Origin of the sequence: Frankia gtarii, assembly GCF_025403375.1 — a bacterium.
GTDB classification, from domain to species: Bacteria; Actinomycetota; Actinomycetes; order Frankiales; family Frankiaceae; genus Frankia; species Frankia gtarii.
Genome location: NZ_JAMPTM010000581.1, coordinates 1 through 802, shown reverse-complemented (window position 1 = coordinate 802; position 802 = coordinate 1). Strand labels below are relative to the sequence as shown.

Below are 802 nucleotides of genomic sequence, written 5' to 3'. Positions count from 1 at the left end.
TCCGCACCGAACCGGGCGGTGACGCCGGCCCGGAAGCCGGTGAACTGGGCGGCCATCACGCCGCTGTCCGGATAGAGCAGACCGGCCTTGATCGAATCATCGGTCACACCGGGGGCGCAGGCGCCGGACGCGGAACTTCCGCTATTCGACGAGTCCCCGGAACTACAGGCCGCGAGCATGGTCACCGCAGCGACCGCCACCACGCCCAGCCTCATACGCCACACCCGTTCAAGCCACCTCTCGACCGCGCCGAGGTTTCCCGAGCCCGCGGCTGACCGCTCTGTGCTGATGAATTCCCGATCCTGGCCACGCATGCGCGATCGGGTATCGGCGAGCGAACTCGCCGCGAGAACCGCCACCGCCGTGTAGCACATCAACGTCTACCAGATCAGTGCGGAAAACTTGGTCACGTCAGCACGGCAGTCAGTACAGGTCCGATCCTCCGACATCTTCACTGGAGATCACAGATTCCGTCGACGGAAACCTACCAGGGGGTAGCCACACCAGAACCAACCGGGGGGTGCTCTCCGCATCCCTTCCGCGCCCTTAGCGTCGCCTCAGGAAATTCGCAACGATCCCCACCCAGCTTTCTCCGTGGCGTGTCAGCGGCGCACACCCGAGCGTTGGCACAGGGCCACCCAACACCCAATCACACCCTCATTCCGTATACGGATCATCTCGGGAGAAACAACGTTCGGCGTACCAGAGACGACGGCCCGCTCCCGAAGAACGTGGTCCCCCCGGGGGTTCGCCGGCACCCGCCTCCCCCGGCCGCACAGCGCGCAGGCTCGCGACGTGGGGC

Annotated in this window: 1 pseudogene; it reads right to left on the bottom strand. The window is 65.8% G+C overall.

The features are described from left to right. Positions 1–203, bottom strand: a pseudogene (locus NBZ83_RS32405) (ABC transporter substrate-binding protein); the annotation flags it as partial. Positions 204–802: the final 599 nt, after the last annotated feature.